A 26,163-nucleotide genomic window follows, 5' to 3' on the forward strand; every position below is an offset into this window, starting at 1 on the left:
TCTGCCCGGACCACAGTTTACACCATAGAAACTTGGGGTCAACTGCGGGCCTCTCGCGACCGCATGGGCAAAGCCCCCGACAGACTGGACCGCCGGGAGGCAATGCGAGCCCTCGTAGCGAAATGATTGCGAATACGATTTGAGAGAGGACGGACTCACATGCGGGCCTTCTGCGCAATTTGCGTGCTCATCACCGGAATCGCCGCCGCCCAGGGAGAGCGGCTGCTCCCCTGGCAGTCTTGGATTGAGCAGGCTAAGGTGGCCGAAACCAGGGAGCTCGACACGCTTTTCGATCTGCCCTGGCGAAGCTCCGGAGGCAAGGAGGGGGTCCTGTCGCTCTCGGACGAGAAGGGGCCCTGGGGCGGTCCGTGCTGGCGGTTCGATGTGACGATCGACCACAAGAACGCCGGCCAGTATCCCATGGGCTGGCCATCCTTCGAAACAATACCCTCGCCGCCACTGGACTTCTCGGGGTATGACGCCCTCCAATACTGGATCCGCTGTGACACCAGTCCGGACCGCAGAGGAAGCATCCGCTTCATCCTCTGGACCGATGGGGCCCTGCGAATTAACACACCGCTTCCACCGCTCAAGCCGGGGAACTGGACGCTGGTGACCCACCGCATCCGCGACCTGCCGAGCATCAATGCCGTGGATCGACTGCATTTCTTCCTGTGCGAGGACGAGTACAAGCATGGGGAACAGCTGTCCTTCACGGTCGGCGGATTCCGATTGTGCAATCTGGAGAAAGAACGGAGCCGGCTGGCAGATGGTGAGGCCGCGATGGGCCTTTGGCTGGGGGAGCGCGCCGACACCGGGGAGCAGGCGGTGATCCAGGACCGAGGCGCTGAGGCGGTACCGGCCCTGTTGGTCTTCGAGACCGGCGACGCTGCATCTCTCAAGCCGGATGACGAACTGGCGATCCGGTTCCACGAGGTGTTCAGCGGCCAAGAGACGGAGCAGCGGATGCCGCTAGGTGACAGCGTCCCCCCGGGTCAGGTCTCGAGATTCACGCGTGCCCTCCCCACAGCCGATCTCGCGCCCGGGTACTATCTGGTGGTCGCCGATGTCAGGCGCGGGGGGAATTCGCTGCTGGGTGGACGAGTGGGTTCGGATGACCTGTATATCCGCAAGCCCGATGAGAGTATGACTTACACCGTCCTGTCCATTCGTTCGGGAATGGTGCAGTGGGTGCGCGACCTGCTGCATGGGGACATCATGTGCAGGACACGGATTGCGCTGCCGCATGTCTATGACCCGCTCAACCCCGACACCTACCCGGAGTTCATCCAGCTTTTCGCGCACTCCACGGGCAAGCATACCGAGGGCAATGAGGCCGGAGATACGGGGCTGGTGCTCGCGGCGGAAGCTTTCCGGAAGTCCGGCGACATGGTGCGCTGCCGGTATGTCGAGGGGCTGCTTGAGGACAGCTTCCGCAGCATGATCGACAACATGCAGGCGCCTGGCGGCGGGACGATCACCTGGGTCAACCAACTTGCCGATGACGGGATCGGCAAAGGCGGTCGCAGTAACGCCTTTGGGGCGTACGATTCGAACCAGATCGGCGAGTGGCTTCGCCCCCTGGCGTACGGGATCATCTATTACAGCCGCATCCCGGGTCGCGAGGAATACGCGCGGGAATTGAGCCGCGCTTGCCGCAAGGCCGCCGACTTCCTCATCGCCCACTCGCTACAGGATTCCGACGGGATTCCTCACGTCATGCGCCATTTACATCTGCAGGAAGCCGCGGACGGCACTGTCCGGCAGGTTGTCTATCACCAGGAGGGGCGGCAGTGCGACGTTTACCTCGGTCGCGCGCTGGCCGGACTCTCGTACTACGCCTACGCCATGCAGCTTCTAGGGGAGAGGGTGCCGGACAAGTGGTGGGAGGTCATGGACAACACCGTCCGCTGGTGCGACAGGAAGATGAAGCCCAACGGTTGGTTCGACTGGCAGTGCGAGGACGTGGTCGAAGGCGGCTGTCACACTTTTCTTGGCAATATCTACGTCGGGGAGGGCATGTTCGGCTGTTATCTCGCTACCCGGTACGCCGGAAGAAACGAGGAAGCGGACAGGGCTGCCGCGGCTACGAAGAAAGCCTACCGGTATGTTACGGACGACTGCTGGATCCGGGGACGCAAATTCGCGTACCCGCTGGAGTTCTGGGTCGGGCCCTATGTGTACTGGCTGTTCACGGAATACCTGGACACAGTGGGGCCCGACGAGCGTTTCCAGGACTGGCTCTCCGAACTTGACCGCCGCTGGTCCGTCGATAGAGGCTGGCGCGATTTTCTCGACCGCGCACCAGAAGGCGGATGCGGCCGTACCACAACCAACGGCATGCTGGAAGTGTCAATTCTCGGGTATCTCGGGATCAAGCAGATGGATGAGACCGGCGAGCCGCTGCATTGGGTGGTTGAGCCTTGAGTCTGCTCGCCTTACTCCCGAGACCAGGAGGTCGTTCAATGGGTTTCCCGCGCATCCTTGCGCTCTGCACCCTGCTGTTCGTCACCACCGCGACAGTGGCACTTACCGGACCTGAGCCGGTGGTCTTCGGCTTTGAGGACGAGAGCTCGCCCCTCAATGAGAAGTGGCTGCCCAGCGTGCTGGACCCGGCGACGAAGTCAGTCAGCTTCTCGGCCGAGATGGCGCGCGGCGGTACTCAGAGCCTGCGTGTCGAGGGTAAACTGCCGGAGGGCTTCGGCGTCTCATACACGCCCTGGCGCGACTGGACAGGGTACACGAAGCTGTCCTTTGACCTGTGGATACCCCCCAGCGTTCCTGCCGGGGAAGAGGCCTTCGACTGCTGGGCGTACCTGAAGGACGCCAGCTACTACTGGTATCAGACCCCGATCTATGCGGATGCGGCGAGCCTCAAGCGCGTGCGGCAGCCGGCCCGCGGACAGTGGGCCCACTACGAACTGGACATTTCGCAGACATCCTCGATCTGGAAGCCGGGCGGGCATAAGCGATCCTGGCGTCACGCGACTCGTAACCCCCGGGAGTTCGGCCTGCGCTTCTTTGGCAAGAGTTCGTGGGAAGGCGCCGTGTTCATCGACAACGTGACGCTCAGCGGAGAAGACCGGATTCTTGGCCCCATAAAAGAGCGAGCGGGGGCGAAACGCGGCTGGATCGAGCCCGTCGCCAACGCGAAGTCGGTGCCGAAGTATGAGAAGTTCGAGTTGACTTTTGATGTGGCGGAAACCTACGAGAATCCCTTCGACCCCGATATTGTGGATGTGGAGGGGCATTTCATCTCGCCCTCAGGCAACACGGTCAGGGTTCCGGGCTTCTACTACCAGCACTACGAGCGCGCCCGCACGGACGAGGGCTTTGAGCGGTTGACGCCCGTTGGCGATTCTTGCTGGAAGGTCCGATTTGCGCCCAAGGAGATCGGCGAGTATACCTACTGGGTCACCGTCACCGATGCCGAGGGCGTCCTGGCTTCGCGTCCCAGCACCTTCTTAGCTACTGCTCCTTTGCATCCGGAAGGGTACGTCCGGGTGAGTCGCAGCGACCCGAAGTACTTTGAGTTCGAGAACGGCGACTGGTTCTGGCCCGTCGGCATCAACATGCGTGATGGGGGAGACGATGCCTCCAACCAGGCGGGGACGTACGACTTCGACCGGTACTTCAAGCGCTTCCACGAAGAGGGCCTGAATTTCGTTCGAACATGGATGTGCGCGTGGTGGGGAGGCATCGAGTGGGGCGACGAATACCACTCGCGTTTCGGTGACGTGGGCTGGTACAACCTTTACAATGCCTGGCGCCTCGATTACTGCGTGGACCTCGCCAGCCAGTATGACCTGTTCCTGGAGATCACCTTTAACAGCCACGGGCAGGTGCGCCGCGACAAGTTCGATCAGGAGTGGCTTTACAGCCCCTGGAATGTGCGCAATGGTGGCAGCGTCGCCAGCCCCGCTATGTTCTTCACCGATGAGCGAGTGAAACGCGCCTTCCGCAATCGATACCGGTACATCGTGGCCCGGTGGGGATACAGCCGGAACATCATGGCCTGGGACCTGTGGAATGAAGTTGATCTCGTGGAGAACTACGACCCGGAGACTGTCTCCAGATGGCATCAGGAGATGGCCGGATATCTTAAGGCCATTGACCCATGGAAACACATTGTGGTCACTCACATCTGCCTTTTCTGGGCTTATGGGAACGAAATGTGGCGCCTGCCGCAGATCGAGTTCGTCCAGTCCGACGCCTACTGGGACCAGAAAAAGGACGGCCGCATGGACAGCGGCATGTTCGCGTCATATTCCGGTAAGGTTGATGCCAAGCAAGACAATGCACCGCTTTTCAACAAACCCTTCGTGTTCATCGAGTATGGCCCGCAGACCACTTCGGTGGTCGCGGGGCAGGTCAGCCCGCAACTGTGGCGCCACCGTTTCAGGGTGGGCATGTGGACGTCGGCAGTCCTGCCAACGGCCGCTTCGCCCATGTTCTGGTATCACAAGGAGTGGGATGAATACGGGCTGCACCAGTTCCAGCAGCCGCTGAGGAAGCTGTTTGCGGACATGGATCGCAGGGGCCGCGACTTCCGCATGAAGCCCGTTCTCATCGACCGGGGAGACCGCCTGCGCGGGATCGGGATGAGCGATGACCGCGAGGGGTTTTTCTATGTCCACGACCCGGAACGCGTCGGTATTGAAGACCGAGCGTCGATCACGGAAAAATCGGAAGGCGCGACGTTGATGGTGTTCGGAGTCTCGCCGGGGACGTACAAGGTCGAGTTCCTGGATTCCTTGAGCGCCGAGGTGGTGGGCAATACGCAAGTCGTTGTGGAGGAGGATCGCAAGCGCCTGCAGTGCGACCTGCCCCCGATTGCCGACGACTTGCTGGTGAAGTTGACGAAGCAGTGATGCGCCAGCTCAACCATTCATGAAGGCGGGAGACCACCCTGTGGCGCGAGAGTTTGACCTGAGCAGCGTTGAGCCCCCACCCGATGCGGACCTGTGCTTCGCCCATATCTGCGACACGCACGTGACCGATGAGGCTTCTGCACGGATACTGGCCGAAACAACCGAAGCCATCAGCACACTGGGGCCGGATTTCGTGGTTTTCGGTGGGGACCTGGCCAACCATGGGGATGCCAATTCTTACCGGCATCTGCGCGCCGCCATCGGTCACCTGCAGTGCCCGGCGTACCACGTGATCGGCAACCACGATTTCCTTGGCTCCAAGGCGCTTTTCGCCGGGTGTCTGGGCCCGCTGAATACGGCCTTCGACCACGCAGGCTACCACGCGATCATCCTGGACAGCACCGGTCCGTCGACACTCACCTGGGAAGGGCTTTTCACCGGAGATGCGGTGATGTGGCTCGAAGAGCACCTCGCGGGTGTGCCCCTGTCGCGGCCACTCCTGCTGTTTACCCACCACGGGATCTGGTCGCCGGGCGAACATGCACCCCGGCGAAACTTGCTGTGGGATGTACTCAACTGGAAGCCGGTTCATCGGGCGCTTGAGGGGCGCAACCTGGTCCTGGCCTGCGCGGGACACGCCCACGAGAACCACGAGGCGCGCAGGGGCGACACGACGTTCCTGTGGACCGCCGCACTGAGCACCAATCGCGCAAACCACGGGGACGAGCCCCCGGGATTTCGCATGGTCTGGCTGCGGGAACGACAGGTCCACTCGTGCTGGGTCCCGTGGTTGGAAACTAACGGGACGGGCCGCTGTGGCCCGTCCCTGTAAGAAGTCGGGTTTTGGCAGCCTCACACCAGCCCATGACTCTCGCTGATGTCCGGCTGAGGCTCCGGTTACAGTCCGATGGACTTGAGGTACTCGAAGCTGATGCGGCACGCCTCTGCCGGCGCAAGTTCGCTCCGGTCCTGCTCGTAAGTGATCCATGCCGGATCGTACTTGAGCGCGGCGGCCAGGGCGGCCTTGAGGTCCACCGTGCCGCGCCCGAGTTCCGTGAATTGGTAGGGCCCAGGGGCAACCGTGCCGCCGGGGGTGTAGGGGCCATCCTTGAAGTGGTAGTAGCCGACGCGGTCTGAATATCGGTCGATGAAATCCTCGGGGCGCTCGCCGCCAACTGTGACCCAATAGACGTCCACATTGAGCTTGACAACGGCCGGGTCGGTGAGTTCGCACAGGCGATGAATACCCTTGACGCCGCCGTGGGGCTCGAACTCCCAGGCGTGATTGTGGTAGCAGAAGACCAGCCCATTATCCCTGCAGCGCGCACCCCAGGCGTTGAACACGTCCGCCGACTTCTCGTACGGTTCGATGCCCTCGCCCGGGGCAACACCGGAGCAGATGGTGTACTTCACTCCGACTGCCTGCAGGAAGTCGATGGCCTTGGACTGCCAGTCCGGATCCGCAACCGATGCGTAGCCTGAATGCACGCCAGAGCAGGCGATCCCGTTGTCGGCAAAGGCCTGCTTGACCGCGTCCCAGTCCGCGTCGATGAAGTTGGAGCCGATCTCGGCGCCGGCGTATCCGATGGCGGCGAGCTCGCTGAGAACCCCGCCGAGGTCCTCATTCTGGCGGCCACCATAGACGATGAGTTGTGCTGAGATCCCGGGCAATGCCATTTCCGAAAGCCTCCTGGAGCGCCCGTCAAATGAAGGCGCATGATGGTTGGCAGACCCTTCGACGTGCGCAGGCAGAGACCTCCTTCTCGCGCGACGTGGAGGTCAATGTGCACGCGGCAGAGAACAATCACACACGCCAGACCAACGGTCTTCATGAGGTGATGTCACCCGTGCCAACCCGCCCCGAAGATTGCGTGAATTACGCGCTCAATATTCAGATGTGCCCGTGCACCAATGACTCCTGCGCAAACCGCGGCATCTGCTGCGAGTGCATTCAGGCCCACGTGAGCAGCGGCTCTGCGCCCAACTGCATGCGCGGGACGAAGCGCGACCCGGCCACCATGGGCCTGCGCGCACAGGCCGCGCAGACCTGTGCAAGCAACCAGGCCCGGAACCTCGAGTTCTGCGTCTGCTCCTGGGAGCCGTGCCAGCGCAAGGGTGTCTGCTGCAACTGCATCCGCAATCACTTTACCACCGACGGTAGCGGCCGGGTGGCCTGCGTGAAGTAGCGGGCGCCCCGGACCTCCTCAGAGATGGTCGAGAAATGATCCGATTGGTGATTCTCGCGTGGGCACTGCTCGCAAGCTGCGTGCACGCTCAGGCCCGGTCCGGCGTGGCTCCACTGCAGGCAGGTGTGGTCTACTTCCTGCCCGAGACGCCGGATGAGAGCATCGCCCAGCTCGAAGCCATCCAGGCGGACGGCTTCAACATGATCAAGATCGCCTCGTGGGTCTGGACGGTCCCGCAGGGTGGAACGCCCCTGCGCGCGGTTGTTGACAGGACCCTGGACTGGTGCGATGCCCACGGCATGGCGGTCTGGCTGCTGCACAATATCCAGTGGGGATCGCCGGGTGAAGGCGGCGATGTGGAGAAAGCGCTCACCGATCCGGTCGCGGACAGCCGCCGGTCACTGGAGCCCTGGCTCGCGGCCCTCAAGGGGCATCGCTGCGTCTGCGGTGTGCTGCTGGGTAACGAGGTCTCGCCTGGCGGTCCCGAGCTGTTCGACAAGCACCCCGCCTACCTGGCTGCCTTCCAGGAATGGCTGAAAAACCAGCACGGCAATGTGCACGCCCTGAACCGGCGCTGGGGTACGGACTTCGCCGACTTCGGTGATGTGCGCGTTCCGGGGGACATTGGCCGGGGAGAGATCGATGTCATTCGCTTCAATCGCCGGCAGTTCGCCCGCTTCTACGACGCCATCGCCCGGGAGCTGGTGCGTCCCGCGCTGCCCGATGCGCTCTGCGGTTCCAAGGGTGGGGCCTCTCCCTACATTCTCTCACAGATGCCTTCGTACACCGTTGCGAGTTGGGACGACCTTCTCGCCAACTGGCCGCTGTGGAAGACAAAGCTCATCGTGGACACCTGCAAGTTGCCGGTGTTCAACAGCGAGCTGCACCTCTACCACGATTCTTACGGCTTCGGGCCCAGCGTGGCGCTGTCGCGTTACCGGTACCTGACCAGCGCGATCCTGGGTGAGTGGATGACCGCCAGTTTCGCCTGGGGCGCGTGGAGCAAGCCCGAGATCCGCGCAGTCCACGAGGCGACACCGGGGATCCTTGCCGACCTGCGCGCCCTGGAGGATTTCATCCGTCCCTTCAATCTGCAGCCGCCTGCGTTCCACGTGCTGGTGACGGAGCAGAACGAGGATGGGGTGGGGGGAACTCCGCCGCTGGAACTGGCCTATGCCCACTCGGCGGCGACCGGGCTACCGTGGCGATTCGTGGCCGACATCGGCCTGCGAGGGCTCGATTCGCCGGCTCTCGTGATCGGCAGCGAGTGGCTGACACAGCGCACGGCGCACGAGTTGGCTGAAATGAGCGCCGCGACGCGCCTGGTTTTCGTCGGGGACATCCCCGCGACCGACGAGTACGGGGAGCCGCTGCCCGGGGACTGCCTGGCCCATCTGCGGCGTGCGGGCGCGATTGTCCCGGATTGGTCGCGTCTTCGCGACGTCCTGAACTGCCCGGAGTTGCCAGAAGAGTACCGCGAGATCGTGGATGTGCCCTACCTGTGGTGGTCGCCCGAGCGCGGTCACCATCAGCTGCCAATCCGTTACCCCAAGCTTGAGGCGCGGCGCGTAGAGACGGCGGACGGCGCGCGGATAGTGGTGATCAACCACACGCGTGAGGCGGTTACGGCCCTGGTGCCTTTCATTGAGGCCGGGCAATCGGTTGCAGATGCTCTGACCCATGCTCCTGTGCCCGAGGGTCCGCTGGAATGGCCGGCGCTTGCCGTGCGGTTCCTGCATGTGCGTTGAAGGCCAGAGGCGGAAAGCGTCGCGCAATCGTTGCGCGTTCATGAGGGAGTGGCTCTCCTGAAGATCTTGTTGCTCGGGGCGTCCGGGTATCTTGGCGGCATTGTGGCAGATAGGCTATCATCCACCCACGACCTGACGCTTGCGGACTTGGTCCCTCCGCAACGCCGGGACGCAGGTCCATTCGTGGACCTGGACATCACCCATCTTGACCAGCTGAGGTCCGCCTGCGCAGGGCAGGACGCGGTCATCAACATGGTCGCGCTGGTGCGTGGCAGGCAGGAGCGGCCGCTGGCGGATTTCGCCGACGTCATGGTCAAGGGAACGTGGAACGTGGCAGAAGCCTGTGCGCTGGAGGGCGTGCGCAGGCTTGTGAACATTTCGAGCATCGCCGCGCAGGGCTCTGTGCCCACCATGGACAGGCCCTCGCGAGAAAGCGATGCCCCGCATTTCCGCCCGGGCGACCTCTTCTACTGCCTGTCCAAGCATCTTGGGGAACAGATTGGTCTCGCCTACCATCAGGCCTGCGGCTTGTCGGTAATCCACCTGCGGCCGGGAGTCATCGCCGGCGACGGGAACAATCCGGGCCCGAATCCAGCCGATGCAGGTCCCAGGCCCTGGTTCGTCTATGTGGACCCGCGCGACGTTGCTCAGGCGGTGGACCTGTCTCTTTCCGCTGACGTCGCGTTCGGGACCTACAACATCGTTGCGGGCAGAAGCGACGCGCTCTTTGACTGGTCGACGGCTGCCCGTGAACTCGGCTATCGCCCGGAGCACAACTGGCCGGAGATCCCCGAGATCTGGGCTCCTGCTCCCTGACCGCAATGCCCGCGGCCTTCATCGGCACGGGCGCATCGAACTCCACTCGATGGGAACTGTCCATGACGAAGCGCGCCGTCATTCTTGGTCTGGTGATCTCCGCGGCAATCGCCGTGGTAACCCCGTACAGCGACCTGGTCATGCAGGGAACCTGGGTGGGCCTGACCGCCTTCCCGATTAGCTCCTTCTTCTTCCTGCTCATTCTCGTACTCGGTTTGAACGTGCTGCTGCGTGCCCTGAAGGTCGGTCTCACGCAAGCGGAGCTTCTGGTGGTCTATGCCATGGCGCTGGTTGCGGCCGGCATCCCGTCCTTCGGGCTGATCGGCCTGCTGATCCCGTACATGGCAGGGCCCTTCTATTTCGCCAGCCCCGAGAACAAGTGGGAAGAGCGTCTCTGGCCCCATTTGCCTGACTGGCTGCATCCGGAACCGGGCGTGGCCGTGACCGGGCTGTACGAGGGGCTGCGGCCTGGCGTTCCGATCCCCTGGCAGCAGTGGCTGGTTCCGCTGGCATCGTGGGCGGTGCTGGTCCTTGCGGTCTACGCGGTTTTTTTCTGCCTGTCGGCGTTGCTCCGGCAGCGCTGGGTGGATGATGAAAAACTGGTGTTCCCGCTCATCCAGCTTCCGGTGGAGATGTGTCGGTATGAGCCACAGGACAAACTGGTGCCAGGGTTCTTCCGAAGCCCAATCATGTGGTGGTTCTTCGCGATTCCCTTTGTGATCCACGCCATCAATGGCCTGCACCACTACTACCCCACCATGCCGGGGATCAACGTCCATCGCATCGCCCTTGACGTCTACCTGAAGGACCGGCCGTGGAGCGCTATGTCGCCCCTGTGGCTAAGGTTCCTGTTCAGCATCATCGGGCTGGCGTATCTCCTCCCGGCCGAGCTGTCCTTCAGCCTGTGGTTCTTCATGCTCTTCTTCCTGATCCAGCAGGTGATCGGCTCGGCACTGGGAGCGCCGATGCCTTCGGTGCAGGCTTACCCGGTGCGCCAGTTTGTTGCACACCAGATGGCCGGCGGGATACTCACTTCCTTCGTGCTGGGAGCAGTTGCGGCGCGGCCCCGGATCGAGGAGATCTGGTCGGCGGTGATCGGGCGGACTCCGCGTCAGCAGCATGGGCAGGCAGATGGCCGGGCCGAAGCGCTGCCATACCCGGTGGCCTTCTGGGGAGCAGTGGGCGGGCTCGCGGTGATCTGCCTTTGGGGGTCGGTTGCAGGGGCCGGTGTGCCGAAGACCCTGGTGATGTTCGTCCTGTTCCTGATGATGCACATCGTCGCGGTGCGCCTGGTGTGCGAAGGCGGAATGCTCTATGTACAGCATCCCCTGCGGCCGCTGAACATTATGCTGGCAGCAGTCGGCACTCGCGGGCTCGGCGCTGGTCCGATCGCCATTCTGTCTCTATTCGACCACCTGTTCATGCTGGATAATCGCAGCCCGCTCATGCCGGGAATCATGCAGGGCCTTCGCATTGCCGACGATGGCGGCATCCGGCGCCGGTCGCTCTTTGGAGCGATGGCCAGCGCCGTGCTGGTGGCGATGGTGATCTCCTGCGTGGTGTACCTGAGCCTGATGTACGTGCATGGAGGCACGAAGCTCAACACCTGGTTCACTACCTATTACACGAAGAATCTGTACTCCACGTGGACGACGCATCTCATCGCGGACGGGGAGCCCTCGACCCCCATCGCTTTCCTGACCATGGCTGCCGGGGCGGCGAGCATGGGGTTCATCTCTTTCATGCACCGCACCTATCTCTGGTGGCCGCTACATCCAATCGGCTACCTCATGGGCGCCTCGTGGCCGATGATCAACTTCTGGTTCCCGGTGCTTCTCGGCTGGCTTATCAAGTGCACCGTCCTGCGTTTCGGCGGCCACAAGGTTTACAAACGCATGCTGCCGGGGTTCCTCGGTCTGATTTTCGGGGAGTTCGCAAGCGCCGGCGTGTGGCTGGTGATCGACCTGATCACCGGCGTGCGCGGGCACCAGATATTCTCGTTCTGACGAAGTGCTTCCCATTGCCGCTTGGCACAGTCAGGGTATAATCTGGTCGCATACTTGTCCGTTCCCTGATTGCAGTAGGGGAGAAAGCAGGGCTGAGCAATGGTGGATGCCAACGAGGCCGCGGTCAGCCGGAACCAGATGGTGGCTGCGCTCAACGATATGGGCGAGTATATCGCGGCCGGTTACATGAAAAGCCAAGGCGCGCCGCCTGTCATTCGATTCGCGGAGGCGGTGGCCAATCACCTTGCGCATGTTCCTCTGCCCGAATACGGGGGCGAGAGTTTCTATCCGTGCTCCGCAAGTATCTGGACGGCCGGGAACGCCGTCGACTGGCACTACTCCTCCTGCCTGTGCTACAACGACGCGCGTCTCGAAGAACGCTTGCATGCTACCGATGATCCCGATGCCCGGGCAGCACTCAATGCTGTCAGGCAAGAGTTGCAGGACTATCCACGTGTGGGGGGCTACACCCACAGCATCCCCAACTACCGACGGATCCTGTTGGAAGGACTCGCGTCCTACTCCGATCGCATCCAGCGCAGCCTGGACATCGGGCTCGCGCGCGGCGAACAGGAGCGCATCGACTTCTGCCGGGCCATGCAGATCGTCTGGGAAGGTATCCGCACCTTTCACGCGAGAGTGCTGGCGCACCTGGAGCAGTCCGACTGCGCAGATGGTGCGGGTGCGGCCGCCCGCGACCGTCTCATCGCTGCGCTGCGCAATGTGCCGATGCAGCCCGCCCGCAGCTTCTACGAAGGGCTTGTGAGCGTCAATTTCATCCTGCATATCGACGGCCCGGATGATCTCGGCCGTTTCGACCAGGACCTCGCCCCTCTGTTCGAGGCCGACCGGGACGCCGGGCTCGTCAGTGATGAGGAAGCAGTGGAGTGGATCCGCCGCATCTGGCGGAACATCGATGACACCGGGGCCTGGAACGTGGCCCTGGGCGGCCTGCTTGAGGACGGGACCTCAGGGATCAGCCACCTGACGCACCTCTGCGTACGGGCAGCCGTGGGTATGCGCAGGCCTAACCTGGCACTGCGACTGCACAGGGGTGCTCCGCAGTCCATTTGGGACGAAGCGCTGGACTGCATTCGCGGCGGCAGCGGCATCCCGGCGCTGTACAACGAGGAAGCGTACATAAAGGCCATCCGGGAAGCGCGGCTGGGGGTCAGCGAGGCGGATCTGCCCGACTTCGCTTTCGGAGGCTGCACGGAACTGATGGTCCACGGCAAGAGCAACGTGGGGTCGCTGGAGGGCGACATCAACCTGCCACTGCTGCTGGTGGACACGCTGCGCTCCAGCCTGTGCGGCTGCTCAAGCTTCGAGGAGTTCATGGGAGCCTGGGAGCGAGACGTCGTCGCCCATATCCGCTGGGCCACGACTCACTGGAATCTCAACCAGGAGACCAAGGCCCGCTGGCAGCCTCAGGTCATGCGCAGCCTGCTCATCGACGACTGCATCGACAATGGGCGGGAGTACAACGAAGGTGGGGCGCGCTACAACTGGGCCGTCGTGAACGTCATGGGCCTGGCGAACCTTGTGGATTCTCTCGCAGCTGTCCGGCAGGTTGTTTTTGGCGAATCCGCGGTGACGGCAGAGGAGCTGCTCGAAGCTCTGGAAGCAGACTTCAGGGGACACGAGGCACTGCGCGCTCGTCTGCAGGCCTGCCCCAAGTTCGGGAACGGCGATCCCTCGGTGAACGATCTTGCTGAGCGCGTGTCCGAGTTCGTCTTCCGGGAACTGCGGCGTCAGGCCCCCTGGCGTGGAGGACGGTTCGTCCCTGCGTGCCTGATGTTCACCACCTATGCGTATTTCGGCAAACCGGTGGCAGCAACGCCGGATGGCAGGCTGGCCGGTGAGCCGATCGCTGATTCCGCCGGCGCTTACCAGGGCCGCGACAGATCGGGCCCGACCTGTCTGCTCAGTTCCGTCTCCCGCGTCCGCCACGACCTCGCGCCAGGCACGCTGGTTGTGAATGCCAGATTCTCGCGTCGATACTTCGACAATCCTGACCAGCGGCGCAAGCTTCAGGAACTGATCCAGACCTATTTCGAACTGGGCGGAATGCAGTTGCAGGTCAATGTGGTTGACCAGGCCGTCCTGCAGGATGCCTACGCGCACCCCGAACGCCACGGCGATCTCATCATCCGCGTCGGAGGCTACTCGGAGTACTGGACCAGACTGGACGACGACCTGCGCCGTGCGATCCTGGAGCGCATTGAACATGAGTAGGGTTGCATCGTCGGCGGGCAGCCACTCGTGCCAAGAACCTCGGCGACGTGCTATAATGGTGGAGCTCGACTGAACCGCAGGAATCCGGAGGGATCCAGGTGCGACAGCTCGCCGCGGTAGCCCTCGTGTCCGTCGCTGCTCTTTGTGCGCTGCCGGTTTGGGCGCAACTCAGTCCAAAAGTACCCGTGGTCGTCTGTCCTCGCGTGGAACAGGCGCCCGTGCTGGACGGCCGGCTTGAGCCCGCCGAATGGGCGGCCGCCGGGTGTCTGTCTGACTTCATGGTTCTCGGGGCCACGTCGCTGCCGCGACTGCCCACCCGCGTTTTTGTCATGCACACCAGCGGATCGCTCTACGTGGGGGCTCAATTGTACGACGATGCGCCCGGCTCTCTGGTGGCCAATGTCACCGAGCGTGACGGCCAAGTCTATGAGGATGACTGCCTCGAGGTGTATGTGGACACCGAGGGCACCCGAACGAACTACGCCCAGCTTGCCGTGAACTCCCTGGGGACCCGGTTCGACGCGTTCAACCGCGACGCTGCTGAGAACTTTGAGTGGAGTGTGTTTGCGGCGGTCAACAATGACGGCTGGACGGTGGAGATCGAGCTTCCCTTCGACCAGGGAATCCCCCCATTGGAGGGTGAGCGCTGGAATCTCGGGGTCTGCCGCAACTCCGCGAGGACCGGGGAACTGAGCACCTGGGGGCGGCACCAGCGGGGTTTCCACGAGCCCGACGCCTTCGGCGAAATGATCTTTGTCTCGCCTTTGCTCACCGCACGAGTGGATGATCTGGGCGACCGGGCCTGGGGCGACAACCTGGCGCTGGCCACCATTGAGAATATCGCCGACCGTCAGGTGGACGCCAAACTCCACGTGGTGGTCATGGGCACCGATCGGCGAAGCCATTACGCCGGCGTCATCAAGAAGACGCTCCCGCCGCGTGGGCGCGAGCAGGTGTATGTACCCTACAAGATCCAGCGTTGTGGCCCCGCCTGGATGGCGCTGTCGTTGACCGACGACCGCGGCAAGACAGCGTGGCGCACGGGAGCGCTCCCGATTGAGCTGCCGGACCTGAGCGACGCGCTGGATGCCGCGGCTCATCACATCGCTCAGGCCTGGAAGTCCTGGGCGCTCCTGGCGCCCTCCGAGACCCGCGAAGCGATGCGCGAGAAGATCGGCAATCTTCAGAATCAGTGGCAGTACCTGGATGGTCAGGCAACAACGGCATCGCAGCCTGACGACCCACGCCTTCATGCTATGGCCATGGAGGCTCAGCGCCTGCGCGATCAGGCTTCTGAGCTAAGTGAACAGGTGCGCGCTCTCGCGCTGGTGGCTTCGCGCCCGGGGAACTGATCCGGCTTCATCGTGTGCACTGTATGGGCGATTCCCACCCCGGGCGGGGTGGGAATCGCTTTGTCGGGTGACAGGCAATGGCAGCAAGAGCGGCAATCACAACAGGTCCAGTCCGTCGCCTGCGCCGGAGTCTGGAGCGCGCCCTGGGGCGCGACGCGGTGCTCTGGCGCGAGGCGGATCTGTGTCTGTACTCGTATGATTCCACGCTCGCCCGGGGACAGCCGGACCTCGTTGCGCTTCCCGAGGATACCCGGCAGCTGTCCGATGCGGTGAAGGCCGCCGCCGATTTGGGCATCCCCATTGTCGCCCGTGGAGCAGGCACCTGTCTGTCTGGTGGGCCGGTGCCCACCCACGGCGGACTGGTTCTCGCGCTCAATCGGATGGACAGACTTCTCGACCTGGACGTCCGCGGTCGAATGGCGCGGGTACAGGCCGGCATGGTGAACGCCGAGCTTCAGCGTCTCATCGCCCCGCACGGCCTCTTCTTCGCTCCCGATCCGGCGAGCCAGTTGGCTTCCACAATCGGCGGCAATGTGGCAGAGAATGCGGGAGGTCCCCACTGTCTGAAGTACGGGGTCACCGCGAACCATGTATCCGCTGCGACCGTTGTGCTTGCGGACGGGGAAATCGTGGAGATGGGTGGGCGCGCGGCCGCAGGCGACAAGTATGACCTGCTGGGAGTGCTGTTGGGCAGCGAAGGCACCCTGGGAATTGTGGCCGAGGTCAGCTGTCGCCTCAGCGTCCAACCCCAGGCGCTGACCACAATGCTGGCGGCATTTGGTGCTGTTCAGCCTGCGATCCAGACAGTGACCGACATCGTCGCAGCCGGCCTGCTCCCGGCGACCCTCGAGATGATGGACCGGCCGCTGATCGAATCCGTCCAGGCGGCATTTGACGCAGGTTACCCAGGGGGCGCCGCCGCAGTCTTGATCATCGAAGTCGACGGTCTGGCAGTCTCGATGGACAGGCAGGCCCGCGCAGTGGAGGAAATCTGCCGCAGCCACGGGGCGCTCTCCTTTGAGCGGGCCCAGTCCGAGGCCGATCGTCAGCGCCTGTGGAAGGGTCGCAAGGGCGCCATGGCGTCCCTGGTCAACATCCGCCCCAACACGATCTGCACCGACGTCGTCGTTCCCCGGTCGGCTCTGCCCGACATGCTGGAGGCCGTCGTCGCTCTCGGCGAGGCCCGGGGCATGACCATCGGGAGCCTTTTTCATGCCGGCGACGGCAACTTGCACCCCCAGGTGTTGTTCGACGCCCGGGATCCGGCGCAGGTTGAGGCGGCCCACGAGGTGGATGCGGAGATCGTTGCCCTGGCCATCGAGCGCGGAGGAGTGTTGTCTGGGGAACATGGGATTGGCTGCTGCAAGCGCCCCTGGATGGAAATGATGTTCTCGGAGACTGACCTGCGGGTGCAGTGGGTCATCAAGGACGCCTTCGACCCTGCCGGTCTGCTCAACCCGGGCAAAGTCCTTCCCGATCGCCTGATCGTGTGCGACGCCGTTCACGCAGGTTCACGGGGCCCGCAGGTGCGCGAACATTGCCCGGCGGACGCGAGCGAAGCGCTGGCGCCCCGCGACCCCGAAGAAGCCGCGGAAGTGTTGGGGGAGCTGGGACGTTTTGGGAGCGCTGCCTGGATTTGCGGAAGCGGCCGGCTCCAATGCCCTGTCCAGGGCGCGACGGCCGTCAGCACCCGTATGCTCAACAAGATCACGCTCTTCGACCAGGAGAACCTCACCGTCACCGTGCAGGCAGGAATGCGCTGGGATGACCTGCAGAGACATCTGTCAGAGACGGGGCAGTTCGTCCCCCTCAGGCCGGCCTGCCCAGAGCGTACTGTGGGAGGCGTCGTGGCGCGTGATGCGTACAGCGCCCAGCGGTTCGTCTACGGGTCGGTGCCCGATGTGCTTCTCGGCGCCAGTGTTGCACTTCCCACCGGCGATCTCGTGAAAGCCGGCAGCCGATGTGTGAAGAACGTTTCCGGCTATGCTGTGCATCGGCTTCTCGTGGGGTCATGGGGGACGCTGGGTCTCATCACCGACGTGACTCTTCGCACGCGCCCCGTGCCAGAAGTGGTCCGGTGCCTGATGTTCGGTGGGGGAGGGGCGCAGCTGGGCCGAATCGCGGGCGAGCTACTGCATAGTCTCCTCACTGAACGGCTGCAGCCGGCCTCGATGCATGTAGCCCCGGGAAACGTCCTCGGACCAAACTGGCAGGACACCGACGGTGTGATTCTTCTGGGGCTTGAGGGGCTGTCGGAGGAAGTTGCCTTTCTTGAGAGCGAGGCTGTGAGACACGCAGGCAGGCTGGGGCTGAAGCACACAGACACCGTCTGCGAGGATGCTGCGCTGGATCTCTATGCCAGGCTGTCTGCGGCCGCCGAGACTGGCTTCTCGGTTACCGGCGCACCGCAGAGCCTGTACTCATTCCGGGACTCGGCCGATGCCGACTGTGCGATTGTGCTCGACGTTGCCGCAGGCGCGCTGTCCATGAACCCCTCAGGGAATCCTGCGGAACTGCGCCCGGTTCTGGAAGCTCAGTGCGCCAGCGAGGGGCTCACTGTGACACAACAGCCGCCGTTCTTCCGCAGTCCGGGAGCCGAAGGTGCATTGGCAACCATATGCCGTCGCATCAAGACGGCTGTAGATCCCGGCGGCGTCCTGCCAACACTCATATGACCTTCGATCGGTGCGATCGACCCATGTCCGACCTGGACCGCCAATTCATCGCCGACGAACTGCTTCGCTGCAGCCGCTGCGGGTACTGCATGTCCGTGTGCCCGACTTTCGCGGTGAAGCGGGATGAGCGTGCGGTCGCCCGGGGCCGAAACGAACTGGTGCGCCGGGCACTCGCCGGCGGGGCACGGGAACTCGCCGAACTGCGCGGTCCTCTCAACGATTGCTTGCTGTGCGGGGCCTGCAGGACTGCGTGTTTCGGCTGCGTGGAGACCGCTGATGTGATGGCGCGCGCGCGGTCGATTTGGCAGGACGAGCGCGGTCTGCCGCTGGCGCAGCGTGTGGTCTTTCGCAATGTGCTGGCTGATCCGCCGCTGATGCGGCACCTGATGCGCCTGGTATCTCTCGGCTACGGGGTGGGGCTGCGGGAACTGGCGTCGCACCTGCCCGGCCTGCACTCAATACTGCCCAGTCTCGACAACGCCTGCCAGATGGTGCCCGAGATGCCTCGGCGGTTCCTCCGGGACTGCCTGCCCGAACTTGGTTTCGTCCCCGGAAGCGGCCCGCTGGGTGATGTGTGGACGCTGGCTGGAGCCTGGGACGATGGTCCGAAGATTCTGTACTTTCTGGGGTGCGGGGCCGACTACCAACTGCCCCGCCAGGGGGAGGCCGCGATACGCCTGCTCCAAAGGTTTTCGTCCTGTGTCCTCGTGGCCGCCAATCGCTGCTGTGGCCTGCCGCCCTACGCGTACGGTGATTTCGATGGCTCGGCGCAACTTGCACAGGCGAACGTCCGGACGATCTCGGCCGCCGGAGCTGATCTCGTGGTGTCCGAGTGCGCCAGTTGCAGCGGCTTCATGCGCAAGTGGCCCGATCTCCTGGCGGGAACGGATGCGGAACAGACATCACACCAGCTTCTTTCAGTCACCTGCGACCTGACCCGCTTCCTCGCGGAACAGGACTGGGGCGAGATGGAGAGCTTGCTGGAAGGCGGTTCGGTGACTTTCCACGACCCGTGTCACCTTTCGCGTGGGCAGGGCGTGGTTGAGGAGCCTCGGATCCTCCTGCGCGAGGTGGCCCGCATGGACTTCCGCGAACTGCCCGAAGCGGACTGGTGTTGCGGCGGCGCGGGTACCTATGCGGTAACCCATCCGCAGACGTCAGACCGGATACTCGACCGCAAGGTGCGCAACATTCAGTCAACTGGGGCGGGTCTGGTCTGTACTGCCTGCCCGGCCTGCGTTGCGCAACTCAGACGCGGGGTGTCACGTGACCGGTCCGGACCCAGGGTGCAGCACATTGCAGAGACGCTGTGTGATGCGCTGAACATCCCTTTGACCTCTTGGCAGAAACAGAAGGAAAAGCCTGACGGGTAGCGAAATGCGCACAGAGACGTCCGCTTCGGACGCGCCGCGCGACATTGGGAGGTAGCTCGATGAGCACGCGTACGCTTCTTGTTTGTCTGTCGATCCTTGCGATTGTGCTGGTCATGTCGGTGGCGGGGTGTGGGAAGAAGGGCGGCGGAGAGGCGGCCGGCGGAGCCGGTGGGCCGGAAGCCGCAGGCGGTCCCGCCGGACCTGGCGGCCCCGCCGGTCCCGGAGCTGGTGGTCCACCCGCTGGTGGCCCCGCTGGTCCCGGTGCTGGTGGTCCACCCGCTGGCGGCCCCGCCGGTCCCGGAGCTGGTGGTCCTCCTGCTGGCGGCCCCGCCGGTCCCGGAGCTGGTGGTCCACCCGCTGGCGGCCCCGCTGGTCCCGGCGCTGGTGGTCCACCTGGAGGCGGCCCTGGCGGTCCTGGCGGCCCTCCCGGAGGCGGTCCCAGCGCAGGTGGCCCGGGTGGACCTGACGCGGGTGGACCCGATGCAGGTTCGGCCGGAAAGGAGCCCAAGGAGGTCGAGAAACCCAAGATGGATCCCGCCGAAGTATCCGCCAAACTCGCGGAAGCGATGAAGGCGAAGAAGGCTGGAGACATTGACGGCGCGCTGAAGCTCACCACAGAAGTCCTTCGCGCACATCCTGAGAACGTGGAAGCGAACTGGATCACCGCCTGGCTGCTCGCAGACAAAGACGATACGGCTCTTGCCATCGGTCAGTTCGAGCGCGTGATGAAACTCGGGCTCGACGGGGAGAAGGCCAAGCAGGCCGCCGCAGCGCTCAAGCGGCTCAAAGCACGCCAGGGCTAAGCGTCACAGACCATTCCCGGACGGGCGTCCACCCACAGCGGGCGCCCGTCCCATGCTGCCTGGATGCGCGCCGGCATGCCAGATCGGGCACCCCGCCTACGGACGCCTTCAGCCCCCGCCTTTCATGAACCTCGGGAGCTGGGATTGCCGAGCTCGGCGCGAACCGCTCCCGGAGGTGCATAGGGCTCTTGAGCGGAAGCTCTCCCTACACCACAGTCTCGGAGGATTGCCATGCGCGCCGTGACGCTCTGCCTGTTTGCAGCGCTATTCGTGATCGCAGGAGCAGCCGCTCAAGAGTTGCTCGCCAATCCCGGCTTCGAATCCGGTCCTGCGGACGGCCTGCCAGAGGGGTGGGTCCGGTATGGCGGGACCGTGCCGGAGAGCCGGGTGGAAGTGAGCTCCGAAGCCCGGTCCGGCCAGCGATGCGTGCGGATCATCGATACGGGGCCCAACGAGCGAGATGGCCGGTGGGCGGCCGGTGTAAGCCAGACCGTACCGGTTGAGCAGGGGAAGGCCTACCGGGCGTCGGTCTGGGCGCGCTGTCTCGCGCGGAATCACCCGGAAGCGATGACCCTTCAGCTTACCTTCATGCCCAGCCGGACGGTATTCTACATCCGGTTGGTCCCCGAAGTCGGCGGAGATTGGGTGCGCTTCACCACCATTGGCGAACCCGCTGCTGGGGATACCCATGTCACACTGTACCTGTACTCCATGCACTTCTGGACCTGCGACTATCTCGTGGATGATGTCTCGCTGACAGTGCTGGATGCAGAACAGGTCGGTCAGCGCTATCCCCTGGCGAAGCATGGGGGCTACGGGATCGAGGCGGTGCGGGATCTGAACCTGCGCACGCCGCTTGTTTCGGGCGGCAAAGCGGCAGCCATCATCTGCATCCCGCCGGGCGAAGACTGGGCAGCAGTGGGTGCGCGTCTCGTGGACGGGATCGAGCGCAGGACCGGCGCGCGTCTGCCCCTGACAACCGATGGAAGGGCGCTTCTGGACAGTGACCAGACGATCATCGCCATCGGCGATATGAACACCAACTTCGTCACCGAGCGCCTTCACTGGAACCGCTATCTGGTCGCCGACAGGCGTTCTCTCGCTGCGGGGCAGTGGGTTGTGCGGACGGTGCACGAGCCGTTCAACTTTCGCAAAGGCGTGAACGTTGTCACCGTCGAAGCGTGCGACATCGAGGGTGCCCGTCTTGGGGTGGACGCTCTCCTGTCGCTGATCCCCGAGGGGCCACAGTGCGCCCTCGATTCCCCTGTGCTCGTGAACACGGCCTATGGACCGTCCTCCCAAGAGGCCCGGCAGAAGCTCCTCGAGACACCACTGGCCCAGGACGGCTGGATGCAGTTCTGCACAATGGTTGAGATGTACCGTGATCGCGGGGACCCGGTGTACGCGGAGAAGGCCATTCAGCTTCTCATGCTTCTGTGGGAACGGTACCAGCGGCAACCGGACTATTCCGTCACCTGGCCCGAGGAGACCGGCAGCCAGCGCATCGGCGTGGCCTGGGACGTGCTGGAAGAGTGCCCGCTGATGACCGAAGATCAGCGTCTCAAGGGTTCCCTGGCAGTGCTCACGGTCTGCTATGAGCTCACGCGGCATGTCTCGGGTTGGGGACGGCAGTCCACCAATGACACGATCACCTGGAACCATACCACTTTCCCGATCCTCGGCATCTACTTCGCCGCTCGACATTTCCAGCGCTGGTACGGCAATGTGGACGGGAAGATCGACTTCATGATGGCCGAGGTGCACGGCTGCTTCCGGGGCCAGAAAAACTGCTGGAAGCCGCAGTGTGACGCCGACAGCTACCTGACCATCGTGCCGCGACACCTGATGGACTATATGCTCGCCGAGAACGACTACCAGTGGTTCGCGGACGGTCACTGCCGTGAGTTCGCCGAGTACCTCACGGCGGTGAGCGACAATCGCGGCATCCAGGCGGGCTTCGGGGATTCCAGCTACACCGATACTCCCGGCTTTGAGCTGGCCGGGTTGCCCATGGCCCTGTGGTATTACAAGGATGGCCGGTACCTGTGGCGACTGCAGCAGATCACGAATGGCGCCTGGGTCAGCCCGTACGACCCGTCAGTGAAGCCGCGCACCTGGTACTCCATGGCCGGTCTCACGGTGACCCCTCTGCCTGATGATGTGTACGAGTTCACGCGCACGCGCTCGTACTACGGTGAACCAGTCACGCCGCCAAACGTGCCACTGGAACAGGCCTTCGACAAGATCACTTTTCGCGAAAACCTGGACCCAACCGGAGAGTTCCTTCTCCTGGACGGCTACTCCCGTGGCAAGCACCTGCATTACGACGGCAACTCGATCATCAAGTTCAGCGCTGACGGGGAGGATTGGCTGATCGATGGCGACTACCTGGTGCGTAACACCACCGAGCACAATATGGTCAGCGTGGTCCGCGACGGCCGATGCGCTGAGTTGATCCCTCCTTGCGCAGGGAAGGACCGCGCCGTCAGTCTCGGGACGGCCGCCTTCACGAGCACTTTCGTCCGCGGTTACAACGGCTGCGACTGGAAGCGCGACATCTTCTGGGCCAGGGGCGAGTTCTTCCTGGTAGTGGACCACTGCAAAGCTCTGGTTGACGGCGACTTCGGCTTCGAGACGGTCTGGAAGACCCTGGACCGCGGCGAACAGACGCTTGAGGAGGGCCGGGTCTTCGCAACGGTCATCCCGAACATGGGCGGAGTTGGCACTCGCGGCCTGGTGCGTGTGCCGGGCGAGTCAGGACAGCCTGGAAGCGCGGTGCGCTTTGCCGACAGGCAGTCACGGTTGGATTTCGCCGTAGACCTGCCGGCCGATAGATACAGAGTGGAACTGGTGGCGCGAGGCCTGGACACGGGCACCGACAGCCTCTGGGTCAAGGCGGACGCCGGTGAGCAGGTCGCGTTCCACACCCCGATCGACGACTTCGGGCCCTGCAGTTCCGGCCCGAGCAAGGAAGGCGACCTGCCCTCCATCGATCTCACCGGCGACGGGCCCCACATGATCAGTATTACCTTGCGCGAGAACGCCGGTGTCCTGATGGACCGCATGGTGTTCCGGGACGAAGACGGCAACATCGTAGCGAACGTGGAGGCCGAGTCTCCGCCGCCAGTCCCGGAGGGTCTGCAAGAAAGGCTGCCCGACTCGCGCTTCTTCATCAAGGGCGACGGGGAAGCGAAGGCGGCGGTGACCACTCGCGTAAGCAATGTCGGGCTGATGATCCGAAAGCTCCACCAGAAATTCGGCGGGCAGCTTGGCGCCGGCGAAGGTCGCAGCAGCATCAGCCTCTTCTACAATGACACAACGAAAGCGCCGAAACAGTATGACCTGCGGCGCATCGGGCAACGCAGCGCTCTCATCACACGAGAAGGCAAGCCGCTGGGGGTCTTCAGCGCGGCCCCGGATGAGCTTGCACTGCCGTGGCTGGTCACGGACGCAGCATGCATCGCGGTCCTGGGGTCGGAACTGTACGTTGTCGATGCGACGCACCTGGCGATGATGGACGTGCGGACCGACAGTCCTGTATCGTTCCGGCTCAACCTCGACCAGGGGTTCGGCCTCGTTCACGCAGACCGAGACACCACGGTGCGTCTGCCCATGGGCGAAGAGTACCAGCTTCCGCGCGGCGATGTGGACTTCGATGTCACTCAGCTTGGCGACGCCGGCGCTCTGCGTGCATTGAAAGAGATTCCCGCGGCAGTGGCGGCACGGGTTGCCCCTCAGCCGGCGCCCGTGTCCACTGCGCTCCAGATACCTGCCCTGGCTCAGCCCTGGAAAGTGGGGCCGCTAGAGCAGGATGGCGCTCCCGCGCCTGTGATGAAGCTGCGCGCGGCGGACCTCGACGCGGACGGGAACGATGAGCTTCTGGCCCTCATCGGCAGATCGGTCTTCTGCCTGGATCGGTCCGGTGCGACCCGCTGGAGCTTCGAGACTGGAGGGACCCTCCGGGCTATTGCGGCGGCCAACATTGCTGGAGATGCGCGGCCCGAGGTGCTCGTTGGGGGAGACGATGAGACGCTGTATGTCCTCGACACAGAGGGCGCCGAGTTGGCCCGGAAGGCGATCACATCTCCCCTCCGCGTTGGGACCAGCAGCGTGCGGCAGCCCCAGGTGGCAAGCATCTGCGCGGGCGACGTGGACGAGGACGGCCAAATGGACGTATTCGTCGGCACCCGCAACGGGAATATACTGCGCCTGACGGATGACCTGCAGGACGTCTGGGCCTTCAACCAGGTAGAGCACGGGACCCGAGAGATGATCCTGCTGGATATTGATCCAGCGCCGGGAACCGAGGTGCTCGCGGAGAACAAGTACGGCGCGGTAGAAATCCTCACCGCCGCCGGTAAGCCCCTCGCGGGCGTGTACTCGGAGCTCGGCGACGTGGAGATGGCAGTGGGCGATCTTGACGGCGACGGCAAACTGGAGATCGCCAATGGATCTTCGACCGGCGCGTTCACGTGCAGCACCCACGCCGGCTCCACTCTCTTTGAGTTCCCGAACTACGGCTACGGGGCCATGGACGTGCTGATTACCCCACTGGGCGAGGACCCGTCGCCCCGGGTGGTAATCGCCAGCGAAACCGGGTATGTCTACGCCCTGGACCGGTCCGGTTCAGTGATTTGCCAGGTGAATCTCGGCGCGCCGGTGTTGTGCGTTTCCAGGACGGACGCCGTACCGGGAGCCCAGCTCATCGCCGGGTGCAAGGATGGTTCTGTCCACGCGCTTGACGGCAACCTGCGCGTGGTGGCATGCGGCAATCTCGGCGCACCTGTGGAGCACATAGCAACGCTTGATGGTCAGGCGGATAGGGCCCTGGTCGTCATCGGTGGCGGCGCAACTGTGGCGGCCATTGCCGGCGCCGAGTGACATCCAACAACGCAGGAAAAGGGCGCAAGCCGTGATCAAGGCGCGCCTGAAACGAGGGCAGGCGCACATATGACAGCACGGAGGACGGGATGGGTAGCTACGGTTTCGGAGTCATCGGGTGCGGTGTTATCTGCGACACCCACATCAAGGCGATCAAGGAACTCGACAATGCCCACCTTGTGGCGGTTTGCGACACAAGGCAAGACGCGGCGCAGGCCAAGGCCAGGAAATGGGGATGCGCGTGGTACACGGACCTCGACCAGCTGCTGGCGCGGGATGACATCCATGTGGTGAACGTGGTTGTCCCGAGCGGGCTGCACGCGCGTCTGGGCATTCAGGCAGCGGAGGCCGGCAAGCACGTTATCTGCACCAAACCGATCGACATCACTCTCGAGGCCATCGACGCGCTCATCGCCGCAGGGGAGCGCAATGGCGTGCTGATCGGCGCGACCCACCAGTGCCGGGACTACCGCATCTACCGGCGCGTCAAGCAGGCGGTTGACGACGGGCTTCTCGGGCGGCTTCTCTATGGGAACGTCCGGGTGCCATGGTACCGCAGCGATGAGTACTACTCGGACGGCTGGCACGGAACGCGGGCTCTGGACGGCGGCGGCGCACTGATGAACCAATCGATCCACTACATCGACCTGCTTCTGTGGATGATGGGCGAGGTCGAGGCGGTCTGCGGGTTCGCGGGAACGCTGGACCATCAGATCGAGGTCGAAGACTGCGCAACTGCGGCGCTGCTCTTCCGCGGCGGTAGCCAGGGGATGGTTCAGGGCACCACCTGCACCTACCGTGGATATGAGGCACGTCTCGGGCTCCACGGCACCCGGGGCAACGTGGTGATCGTCGGAGATGAACTTCAGTTGTGGGATGTGGAGGGCGACGAAATCGTCCACAATCCCTCGGCCGGCCACACAGGGGGAGCGGCGGACCCTAAGATGGGCATGGTGGGGGAGTCAGTCGCGGCCCATGCCAGGCAGATCGGCGATCTGCTGCGCGCCATTGAGGAGGGCAGGCAACCCGAACTGAACGCGCGCGAGGCCAGACGAGCGGTTGAGGTCATTCTCGCGATCTACAAAGCCAGTGAGAGCCGCAGCTACGTGACACTGCCGCTGTAGCCCGCAGGGCGTCACGGTTGCACAGCAGCCACGCAGAAACGGGGCCACCCGTCTCCAGGTGGCCCCGCACTATGGTTCAGCCTCCGACCGCGG

Annotated in this window: 16 protein-coding genes; 15 read left to right on the forward strand and 1 reads right to left on the reverse strand. The window is 63.8% G+C overall.

Annotation, left to right across the window (positions count from 1 at the left end; translation table 11 throughout):
• Positions 1 to 159 precede the first annotated feature (159 nt).
• The 3 genes from HPY44_17940 to HPY44_17950 are packed head-to-tail and all read left to right on the forward strand — an operon-like array spanning position 160 to position 5,703.
• Complete coding sequence (locus tag HPY44_17940; GenBank protein ID NSW57888.1) at positions 160 to 2,427, forward strand: hypothetical protein; 2,268 nt, start codon at positions 160 to 162, stop codon at positions 2,425 to 2,427.
• 38 nt (positions 2,428 to 2,465) lie between these two features.
• On the forward strand, positions 2,466 to 4,871 hold the full coding sequence (locus HPY44_17945) for a DUF5060 domain-containing protein (protein NSW57889.1): 2,406 nt from the start codon (positions 2,466 to 2,468) through the stop codon (positions 4,869 to 4,871).
• Positions 4,872 to 4,911: 40 nt separating this feature from the next.
• Positions 4,912 to 5,703, forward strand: coding sequence for a metallophosphoesterase (locus tag HPY44_17950; GenBank protein ID NSW57890.1), 792 nt, complete (start codon positions 4,912 to 4,914; stop codon positions 5,701 to 5,703).
• Positions 5,704 to 5,768: 65 nt separating this feature from the next.
• Here HPY44_17950 and HPY44_17955 read toward each other — a convergent pair whose 3' ends face one another.
• The gene (locus tag HPY44_17955) at positions 5,769 to 6,548 is read right to left on the reverse strand and encodes a sugar phosphate isomerase/epimerase (GenBank protein NSW57891.1); all 780 of its coding nucleotides are present in this window, start codon (positions 6,546 to 6,548) and stop codon (positions 5,769 to 5,771) included.
• A 29-nt stretch (positions 6,549 to 6,577) separates the two neighbouring features.
• Between HPY44_17955 and HPY44_17960 the strand changes: the two genes are divergently transcribed.
• The 12 genes from HPY44_17960 (at position 6,578) to HPY44_18015 (ending at position 26,070) form a co-directional block, all read left to right on the forward strand.
• On the forward strand, positions 6,578 to 7,057 hold the full coding sequence (locus HPY44_17960; GenBank protein NSW57892.1) for a hypothetical protein: 480 nt from the start codon (positions 6,578 to 6,580) through the stop codon (positions 7,055 to 7,057).
• A 35-nt stretch (positions 7,058 to 7,092) separates the two neighbouring features.
• Positions 7,093 to 8,805, forward strand: a complete 1,713-nt coding sequence (locus HPY44_17965; GenBank protein ID NSW57893.1) for a beta-galactosidase — start codon at positions 7,093 to 7,095, stop codon at positions 8,803 to 8,805.
• 48 nt (positions 8,806 to 8,853) lie between these two features.
• A complete protein-coding gene (locus HPY44_17970) occupies positions 8,854 to 9,621 on the forward strand; it encodes an NAD(P)-dependent oxidoreductase (GenBank protein ID NSW57894.1) in 768 nt (255 codons plus the stop codon).
• Positions 9,622 to 9,683: 62 nt separating this feature from the next.
• A complete protein-coding gene (locus HPY44_17975) occupies positions 9,684 to 11,627 on the forward strand; it encodes a hypothetical protein (protein NSW57895.1) in 1,944 nt (647 codons plus the stop codon).
• Between the two features lie 99 nt (positions 11,628 to 11,726).
• Complete coding sequence (locus tag HPY44_17980) at positions 11,727 to 13,862, forward strand: hypothetical protein (protein ID NSW57896.1); 2,136 nt, start codon at positions 11,727 to 11,729, stop codon at positions 13,860 to 13,862.
• A gap of 98 nt (positions 13,863 to 13,960) precedes the next feature.
• On the forward strand, positions 13,961 to 15,214 hold the full coding sequence (locus tag HPY44_17985) for a hypothetical protein (protein NSW57897.1): 1,254 nt from the start codon (positions 13,961 to 13,963) through the stop codon (positions 15,212 to 15,214).
• A 77-nt stretch (positions 15,215 to 15,291) separates the two neighbouring features.
• Positions 15,292 to 17,889: an FAD-binding protein gene (locus tag HPY44_17990; GenBank protein ID NSW57898.1), complete on the forward strand. Its 2,598-nt coding sequence runs from the start codon at positions 15,292 to 15,294 to the stop codon at positions 17,887 to 17,889.
• A 23-nt stretch (positions 17,890 to 17,912) separates the two neighbouring features.
• Positions 17,913 to 19,262 carry a (Fe-S)-binding protein gene (locus tag HPY44_17995; GenBank protein NSW57899.1) on the forward strand — a complete coding sequence of 450 codons (1,350 nt, stop codon included), beginning with the start codon at positions 17,913 to 17,915 and terminating at the stop codon, positions 19,260 to 19,262.
• A gap of 129 nt (positions 19,263 to 19,391) precedes the next feature.
• Positions 19,392 to 19,832, forward strand: a complete 441-nt coding sequence (locus tag HPY44_18000) for a hypothetical protein (GenBank protein NSW57900.1) — start codon at positions 19,392 to 19,394, stop codon at positions 19,830 to 19,832.
• Positions 19,790 to 20,065, forward strand: coding sequence for a tetratricopeptide repeat protein (locus HPY44_18005; GenBank protein ID NSW57901.1), 276 nt, complete (start codon positions 19,790 to 19,792; stop codon positions 20,063 to 20,065). Before HPY44_18000 ends, HPY44_18005 begins: the two co-directional genes overlap by 43 nt.
• Positions 20,066 to 20,296: 231 nt before the next feature.
• Positions 20,297 to 24,946 carry a carbohydrate binding domain-containing protein gene (locus HPY44_18010; protein ID NSW57902.1) on the forward strand — a complete coding sequence of 1,550 codons (4,650 nt, stop codon included), beginning with the start codon at positions 20,297 to 20,299 and terminating at the stop codon, positions 24,944 to 24,946.
• A gap of 89 nt (positions 24,947 to 25,035) precedes the next feature.
• Positions 25,036 to 26,070 carry a Gfo/Idh/MocA family oxidoreductase gene (locus HPY44_18015; protein NSW57903.1) on the forward strand — a complete coding sequence of 345 codons (1,035 nt, stop codon included), beginning with the start codon at positions 25,036 to 25,038 and terminating at the stop codon, positions 26,068 to 26,070.
• Positions 26,071 to 26,163: the final 93 nt, after the last annotated feature.

The organism is Armatimonadota bacterium (assembly GCA_013314775.1).
GTDB lineage: Bacteria > Armatimonadota > Zipacnadia > Zipacnadales > JABUFB01 > JABUFB01.

Bases quoted from the DNA above. Each gene is read 5' to 3' on its own strand.
- HPY44_17940 (NSW57888.1), top strand. From the start codon at position 160: ATGCGGGCCTTCTGCGCAATTTGCGTGCTCATCACCGGAATCGCCGCC.
- HPY44_17945 (NSW57889.1), top strand. From the start codon at position 2,466: ATGGGTTTCCCGCGCATCCTTGCGCTCTGCACCCTGCTGTTCGTCACC.
- HPY44_17955 (NSW57891.1), bottom strand. From the start codon at position 6,548: ATGGCATTGCCCGGGATCTCAGCACAACTCATCGTCTATGGTGGCCGC.
- HPY44_17960 (NSW57892.1), top strand. From the start codon at position 6,578: ATGAAGGCGCATGATGGTTGGCAGACCCTTCGACGTGCGCAGGCAGAG.
- HPY44_17965 (NSW57893.1), top strand. From the start codon at position 7,093: ATGATCCGATTGGTGATTCTCGCGTGGGCACTGCTCGCAAGCTGCGTG.
- HPY44_17975 (NSW57895.1), top strand. From the start codon at position 9,684: ATGACGAAGCGCGCCGTCATTCTTGGTCTGGTGATCTCCGCGGCAATC.
- HPY44_17980 (NSW57896.1), top strand. From the start codon at position 11,727: ATGGTGGATGCCAACGAGGCCGCGGTCAGCCGGAACCAGATGGTGGCT.
- HPY44_17990 (NSW57898.1), top strand. From the start codon at position 15,292: ATGGCAGCAAGAGCGGCAATCACAACAGGTCCAGTCCGTCGCCTGCGC.
- HPY44_17995 (NSW57899.1), top strand. From the start codon at position 17,913: ATGTCCGACCTGGACCGCCAATTCATCGCCGACGAACTGCTTCGCTGC.
- HPY44_18005 (NSW57901.1), top strand. From the start codon at position 19,790: ATGGATCCCGCCGAAGTATCCGCCAAACTCGCGGAAGCGATGAAGGCG.
- HPY44_18010 (NSW57902.1), top strand. From the start codon at position 20,297: ATGCGCGCCGTGACGCTCTGCCTGTTTGCAGCGCTATTCGTGATCGCA.
- HPY44_18015 (NSW57903.1), top strand. From the start codon at position 25,036: ATGGGTAGCTACGGTTTCGGAGTCATCGGGTGCGGTGTTATCTGCGAC.